The 6519-nt window shown below is 61.5% G+C and carries 10 protein-coding genes; 6 read left to right on the forward strand and 4 right to left on the reverse strand.

What is annotated here, in order from left to right; all coding sequences use genetic code 11:
• The 4 genes from EN969_RS12065 to EN969_RS12080 form a co-directional block, all read left to right on the forward strand.
• Positions 1-469, forward strand: a 469-nt coding sequence (locus tag EN969_RS12065; protein ID WP_245467434.1) for an amidase family protein, incomplete at its 5' end; no start/stop codon positions are given.
• Between the two features lie 112 nt (positions 470-581).
• The gene (locus EN969_RS12070; RefSeq protein ID WP_013529595.1) at positions 582-1196 is read left to right on the forward strand and encodes a LysE family translocator; all 615 of its coding nucleotides are present in this window, start codon (positions 582-584) and stop codon (positions 1194-1196) included.
• A 101-nt stretch (positions 1197-1297) separates the two neighbouring features.
• Positions 1298-1618, forward strand: a complete 321-nt coding sequence (locus EN969_RS12075) for a hypothetical protein (protein WP_013529594.1) — start codon at positions 1298-1300, stop codon at positions 1616-1618.
• A gap of 3 nt (positions 1619-1621) precedes the next feature.
• Positions 1622-1999, forward strand: a complete 378-nt coding sequence (locus EN969_RS12080) for a hypothetical protein (RefSeq protein ID WP_063169006.1) — start codon at positions 1622-1624, stop codon at positions 1997-1999.
• Between the two features lie 36 nt (positions 2000-2035).
• Here the strand turns inward: EN969_RS12080 and EN969_RS12085 are convergent, their stop codons facing one another.
• Positions 2036-2980: a nucleoside hydrolase gene (locus EN969_RS12085; protein ID WP_063170333.1), complete on the reverse strand. Its 945-nt coding sequence runs from the start codon at positions 2978-2980 to the stop codon at positions 2036-2038.
• A 315-nt stretch (positions 2981-3295) separates the two neighbouring features.
• Between EN969_RS12085 and EN969_RS12090 the strand changes: the two genes are divergently transcribed.
• Together EN969_RS12090 and EN969_RS12095 are read left to right on the forward strand one after the other, a co-directional pair.
• On the forward strand, positions 3296-3721 hold the full coding sequence (locus EN969_RS12090; RefSeq protein ID WP_013529591.1) for an Hsp20 family protein: 426 nt from the start codon (positions 3296-3298) through the stop codon (positions 3719-3721).
• Between the two features lie 65 nt (positions 3722-3786).
• Positions 3787-4041 (forward strand): DUF1150 family protein, encoded by a 255-nt coding sequence (locus tag EN969_RS12095; RefSeq protein WP_013529590.1) that lies wholly within the window; start codon positions 3787-3789, stop codon positions 4039-4041.
• Between the two features lie 92 nt (positions 4042-4133).
• On the opposite strand, the gene ptsN is transcribed toward EN969_RS12095, so the two are convergent.
• The 3 genes from ptsN to rpoN all read right to left on the reverse strand — a co-directional run.
• On the reverse strand, positions 4134-4598 hold the full coding sequence (gene ptsN / locus EN969_RS12100; protein WP_013529589.1) for a PTS IIA-like nitrogen regulatory protein PtsN: 465 nt from the start codon (positions 4596-4598) through the stop codon (positions 4134-4136).
• Positions 4599-4719: 121 nt separating this feature from the next.
• Positions 4720-5304 carry a ribosome-associated translation inhibitor RaiA gene (raiA, locus tag EN969_RS12105; protein ID WP_013529588.1) on the reverse strand — a complete coding sequence of 195 codons (585 nt, stop codon included), beginning with the start codon at positions 5302-5304 and terminating at the stop codon, positions 4720-4722.
• 265 nt (positions 5305-5569) lie between these two features.
• On the reverse strand, positions 5570-6519 hold a 950-nt coding region (gene rpoN / locus EN969_RS12110), incomplete at its 5' end, for an RNA polymerase factor sigma-54 (RefSeq protein WP_127419144.1).

A 6519-nucleotide genomic window follows, 5' to 3' on the forward strand; every position in this document is an offset into this window, starting at 1 on the left:
GCGCCAGGCCAGCAGCGGCTGCGCGCTCAAAACCCACTATGACGATCCCGCGAAGCGCCGCCTGCTCAAGCCGGAAGCCATCTGGGAAGTGGAGAACGCAACGCGGCTGACGGCGCCGCAGATCCGCGCCGCTTCGGTCATCCGCACGTCCTGGCATCGCACGCTGCTGTCGATCTTCGACCGCTATGATCTGATTGCGCTGCCGACAGCGCAGGTCTTCCCCTTCGACATCGATACGCATTGGCCGCGTGAGGTCGCCGGACGCACAATGGACAGCTATCACCGCTGGATGCAGGTTTCCGCCTTCGCGACCTTGGGCGGCTGCCCGGCGGCCAATGTGCCGGTCGGCTTCGACGATAGAGGGCGGCCGATGGGCATGCAGCTGATCGGCCGGCCACGCGGCGACCTTGCCGTGCTCAAGGCGGCGGCCGCCTATGAGGCAACACTGCCCTGGCCGGCCGGCGCCTGAATCGCACGCGTTGGCGGCCGCGGCGCTTCGCGCACCGGCTTGCATCGCTATCGCCGCCATGCATTGATTATCCTCAGCCGCGCCGCCTCGGCGGTATTCCTGGGGAAAAAGCATGTCGCTCGAACTCTACGCCGCCTATGTCCTCGCTTGCATCGTCATTATCCTGGTGCCCGGTCCGACGGTCACGCTGATCATTGCCAACAGCATCCGCCATGGCTCGCGCGCCGGCCTCGCCAACGTCGCCGGCACGCAGGCCGGGCTTGCCGTGATGATCGCCATCGTCGGCATCGGCCTCAACACGCTGATCGCAGGCATGGGCCACTGGTTCGAGTGGGTACGACTGATCGGCGCGGCCTATCTGATCTGGATGGGTGTGCAGATGTTCCGCTCCAAGGGCACGTTGAATGCCGATGGAACAGCGAGAAAGCCGCGCGGCGGCTTCTTCCTGCAGGGCCTGCTGGTGGCGCTGAGCAACCCCAAGACGCTGATTTTCTTCGGCGCCTTCTTTCCGCAGTTCATTTCGCCGCAAGGCAACTACTCGCTGCAGATCGCCGTCATGGGTCTGACCGCCATGATCTTCGCCGCCTTCTCGGATTCGACTTACGCGCTGGCCGCCGGCCGCGCCGGGCGCCTGCTGTCGGCCGGCCGCATCAAACTCCTGTCGAGGATCAGCGGCAGCTTCATGGTCGGCGGCGGCCTGTGGCTGGCGTTTTCGCGGTCGAAGTAAAGGCGGCCGAGCCGGCGCCGCAAGGAGTTGCAGCACCCTGGAATGGCAACAGATTGAAAGTGTGCTGTCCCACCACCACATGAATCTGGCTTGAGGGATTCATGTCTGTCTTTTGGACTTGGGATGGTTTGAAGAGGAACGCGCCTGGCGTGATCCTCTTTATTGGTGCGTTTGCGGTTATGATCATGTTGGCGGCAAACAAATGGATCAACGACGCCAGCCCGATCCGATCGGTCGACACAGTCGAGGCAAACGTCGAAAGTGTCCGGTTGGACCATGGCCGCGGCATATATCTGGTTTCTATCGAGAACGGTTCGTCTGTCCTTATCGATGACGATCACCCGCATCTGATCGGCTCGCGCACAAACATCGAACGCGTCACGCGCGACAATGGCTTCGTCTTCTACCGATTCGTGAATTGAATCATGGCAACAGTATCTTCTCTCAGAAACCGCCTGCTTCTGTTTCAGGCAGAATACCGAGACGCAGTCATTGGTGTCGTATTCTTCTGCGCACTGCCCCTGGCGGCGCTGATCCCGATTGCGATGAACCAGGACAATCCGGTTGTGGCAACTCAGAGTGTGATGGGCACTATCGAGTATGTGAGGTTAATGCCCATCAATCCGAAGATGGCTGCCGGGCGCGGGCTGTATTACACATACGATGTCCGCCTTGATGGCAACAGCGCGGTGACATCCATCGATGATGAAGTGGGGATGCCGCACCTTGTCGGTTCGGTCATCCCCATCGAGCGGCAACATCATAAGCGCGGCGGAGACACCTATCGGTTTCTCAATGAGTGAAGACGCGTGCTCACAAGTTCAGTTCTGTTCTGACGGTCAGTTAAGCCGCCCCAGCCTCTCCACCAGCAAGGCGAAAAACGCATCATGGTCGATGTCGCGCATCACCATGGCGTTCTTCGGCCGTTTGGTGACGCCCCACCAGTCGATCACGGTCATGCCCATGGTCAGTTCCGAGGCGGTTTCCACGCTGACGTTGCAGTTGCGGCCCTTGAACAGGTCCGGCTTCAACAGATAGGCGATGACGCAAGGATCGTGCAGCGGGCCACCGTCGGTGCCGTATTTCTCTTCATCGAAGCGCTCGAAGAACTCCAACATCTCCGCGGTGGCGGTGCCGACCCTGGTGCCCAGCGCGCGGAAGGCCTGCGTGCGCTTGGCGGTGGTCAGCGCCTTGTGGGTGACGTCGAGAGGCATCATGACGATCGGAATGCCGGATTTGAGCACGACATCTGCGGCCTGCGGGTCGACATAGATGTTGAATTCGGCGGTCGGTGTGACATTGCCGCCTTCGAAGAAGCCGCCGCCCATCAGCACGATTTCCTTGATGCGCGGTGCGATGCGCGGCTCGCGGATCAGCGCCAGCGCAATGTTGGTGAGCGGGCCGAGCGCGCAAAGCGTGATCGTGCCGCTTTCTTCGCTCATCAGCGTCTCGACGATGAAATCGACCGCGTACTGGTCCTGCAGCTTCATCGTCGGTTCGGGCAATTGCGGACCGTTGAGGCCGGTCTTGCCATGCACTTCCTCGGCGGTGACCAGTTCGCGCGTCAGGGGCCGGATGGCACCGGCATAGACCTTGATGTCCGGGCGGCCGGCCAGCTCGCAGATCTTGCGGGCATTCTTTTCGGTAAGCTTCAGCGGCACGTTGCCGGCAACGGCTGATATGCCGACGATCTCCAGTTCGGAGCTGCCGAGCGCCAGCAATATGGCGACGGCATCATCCTGGCCGGGATCCGTGTCGATGATGATCTTGCGTGACTGGGGCATTTCAATTCCTTGTTTGGCGAGGTCGTGGACTTGCATCGATCCGATCGGAACATCCAAATGACGCCGAAGCGGCCGCGAGCTGCCAGGCCGAACCGCTCGACCGGGGAAGACAATCCCGACCCGCGCGCTTTTCCTTGCATCTGCTCGCCGTTTCAAGCGCCATGTCTGTCATTCCTGTGAGTCCACGGCCTGGTCTTTTTGGGCGGGTCTGTTGACGGCTTGAACTTGGTCGCGGGGCGGACCATATCAAGGCCATCGGGAAAAATGCCATCTGGGTTTTTCCACTTTATGTCGCTCTTGAGAGGACAGTGTAACATGAGCCGAATGACGCCCTTTTCCAGCCCGCTTCTGCTTGGTTTCGACGCCATGGAAAAGACCCTGGAACGCCTGGCGAAGTCCGGTGACAGCTACCCTCCCTACAACATCGAACGCCTCAGCGGCGCCGACGGCAAAACCGAAAGGTTGCGCATCACATTGGCGGTCGCCGGTTTCGCCGAAAGCGATCTCGATGTCACCACGGAGGAAAACCAGTTGGTCGTGCGCGGCCGTCAGACCGACGACACCGAGCGCGAATTTCTTCATCGCGGCATCGCCGCGCGCCAGTTCCAGCGCTGTTTCGTGCTGGCCGACGGCATGCGGGTGATCGCAGCGGAGTTGAAGAACGGCCTTTTGGCGATCGACCTCGATCGGCCGGAGTCCGAACGGCTGGTACGGAAAATAAACATATCGGTGAAAGACTGATCTTTACCGATGGCTCTCATGCGGGATGGCCTTGAGCGGCGTCCTCGCGCCAAGGAGGCTTTGAAATGACCAGAACTGAAACTATCACCATGACCAATGGCGAATTCGCTCATCTCGGCGAGGGCTCGGTCGCTTATCTCAGAAAGGTCTCGAGCGACGAATTGCTCGGCCGTTTCCCCAATCTCGGCGAAATCGCTCCCGGCATGGAACTGTGGGCGCTGTTTGCAGCCAATGGCCAGCCGATCCTGCTTTCCGACGCGCGTGACCGCGCACTGGCCGGTGCCATGGAAAACGACCTGACCACGGTCGCCATCCACTAAGACCCAGCGCGCCGCCCTGTTAGGCGCGACCAGCAGGCTCAAACGCATAGGGCCGCCCGTGGCGGCCCTTGAAGTTCGTCTCACCAGAAAAATCAGGCCGCGTGCGAGGCCTGGGTGTCCGATAAAAGCGCGTGGATAGCCGCGGCGTCGCGCGTACCCCTGATCTTGGCCACCGTGTCGGCGTCACGCAGCACTCGCGCGATGCGCGACAGTGCCTTGAGGTGATCGGCACCCGCCCCTTCCGGCGCCAGCAGCAGAAACACCAGATCGACGGGCTGATCGTCCAGCGATTCGAAATCGACAGGCGTCTCCAGCCGGGCGAAAACACCTGCGATGCGCTTCACGCCGGCCAGCTTGCCGTGCGGGATGGCGATGCCGTTGCCGACGCCGGTCGAACCCAGCCGCTCACGCTGCAGGATGGTGTCGAACACCTCCCGCTCCGGAATGCCGGAAATCGCCGCCGCCCGTTCGGACAGCAATTGCAGCAGCTGCTTCTTGGAGTTCGCCTTCAACGCCGGCAATATCGCCGGAACGTTGATAAGATCGCTCAGATCCATGCTTGAAAATCCCTTGTTCGCCTGCCGTCACCAGTCCTCACCCCTCGTGCGGCCGGCTCTTATCCCAGTGCGACCTCGTCGTCACCGTGCGACCCTTGTCGTCACCGTGCGACCGTTGTCGTCACGCTTGTGCGACCTTGGTCGTCGACGGGTCGATCCAACCGATATTTCCATCGGGTCGGCGATAGACGATGTTGAGATGGTCGGTTCCCGCGTTGCGGAAGACGAAGACCGGGCTGTCCTTGGTGTCGAGCTCGATGACCGCCGACGCCACCGACATGGTCTTCAGCGTCATGGTTGATTCGGCGACGATGGCCGGCGCGAAATTCTCCGGAATGTCCTCGTCGTCATCGGCAAGCGGCGCCATCACCGTGTAGGCTATGTCGGTCGGTTGGCCGTTGGCGGCGCCCGAATTGTGCGATTTCAGCCGGCGCTTGTAGCGCCTCAGGCGGGTTTCCAGACGGTCCGCCGCCGCCTCGAAGGCAAGCGTCGGATCCTGGGCATCGCCGGTGGCCTGCAGCGAAGCGCCGGAATCCAGCCGGATCATGCAATCCGCCGAATAGCGCGAACCCGATTTGATGACCGTGACATGTCCGGCAAAGCCGCGATCGAAATATTTGCCGATCGCTTCGCCGACACGATCGTTGATGCGTGTCCGAAACGCATCGCCGATGTCCATGTGTTTTCCCGATATGCGCAGATTCATCTGAAAACTGACCTTCCTTGCTCAGGCTTCAAACTGGCCCGAGTTTATACTCGTGATCCGTGCGCACAAGCTTTGCGGCGTCACTTGCGCCGATTTTAAATCCAGACTTTCCGGTTGATCACAAGCCGCCCTTTGACCGTCCCGAGGCCAACGTCGTGACGGACCATCCGCATGCGGGCATCTAGCCCGTCTCATGCGGGCGGGCTTCTAGCCAGTTCACCGCGGCTTGTCAATGAAGTGCTGGCTTGTGGAAAATCGACCCGCCTCAGCGCCCGGCGCTGGCCATCGCACGTTTCTCGCGCCGGCGCTGCACCGAGGAGGGGATATTCATGCCTTCCCGGTACTTGGCGACCGTACGCCTTGCAATGTCGACGCCACTTTCGCGCAACATGTCGACGATTGCATCGTCGGAAAGCACGTCGACGGGCTTCTCCTCGTCGATCAACTGCTTGATGCGGTCACGCACGGCTTCCGAGGAGTGCGCATCGCCGCCGCCCGATGCGGCGATCGAGGCGGTGAAGAAGTAGCGAAGCTCGAACACGCCGCGCGGCGTCAGCATGTATTTATTGGCTGTGACCCGGCTGACGGTCGATTCGTGCATGCCGATGGCGTCGGCCACAGTGCGCAGATTGAGCGGCTTCAGCTGCCGCACGCCATGGACGAGGAAGGCGTCCTGCTGGCGAACGATTTCCGAGGCGACCTTGAGGATGGTCTTTGCCCGCTGGTCGAGGCTGCGCGTCAGCCAGTTGGCGTTCTGCAGGCATTCGGCCAGAAAATCCCTTTCCGCCTGGTTCTTGGCCTGCGGAGAGACCTGGGCGAAATAGATATGGTCGACCAACACCCGCGGCAGCGTTTCGGCATTGAGTTCGACCGTCCAGCTGCCGTCATTGGCCGCGCGCACCTCCACATCGGCGACGATCGCGTCGCTGGCGCCGCCCGAAAACGCCATGCCCGGCCGGGGATCGAGCGCCCGGATTTCGGCCAGCATGTCGAGCAGATCCTCCTCGTCGACACCGCAGATCCGTTTCAATGCGTGAAAATCGCGCCGTGCCAGGAGTTCGAGATTGGCGACCAGCGCCTTCATCGCCGGATCGAGCCGGCTCCGCACGGCAAGCTGCAGCGACAGGCATTCGGCCAGGTCGCGGGCAAACAGGCCGGCCGGCTCGAAGGTCTGACACACCGCCAGCACCTTCGCCACGGCGGCGGCATCCGCAC

The sequence above is a fragment of the Mesorhizobium sp. M7A.F.Ca.CA.003.01.2.1 genome (genome assembly GCF_003998945.1).
Classification (GTDB): Bacteria; Pseudomonadota; Alphaproteobacteria; order Rhizobiales; family Rhizobiaceae; genus Mesorhizobium; species Mesorhizobium ciceri.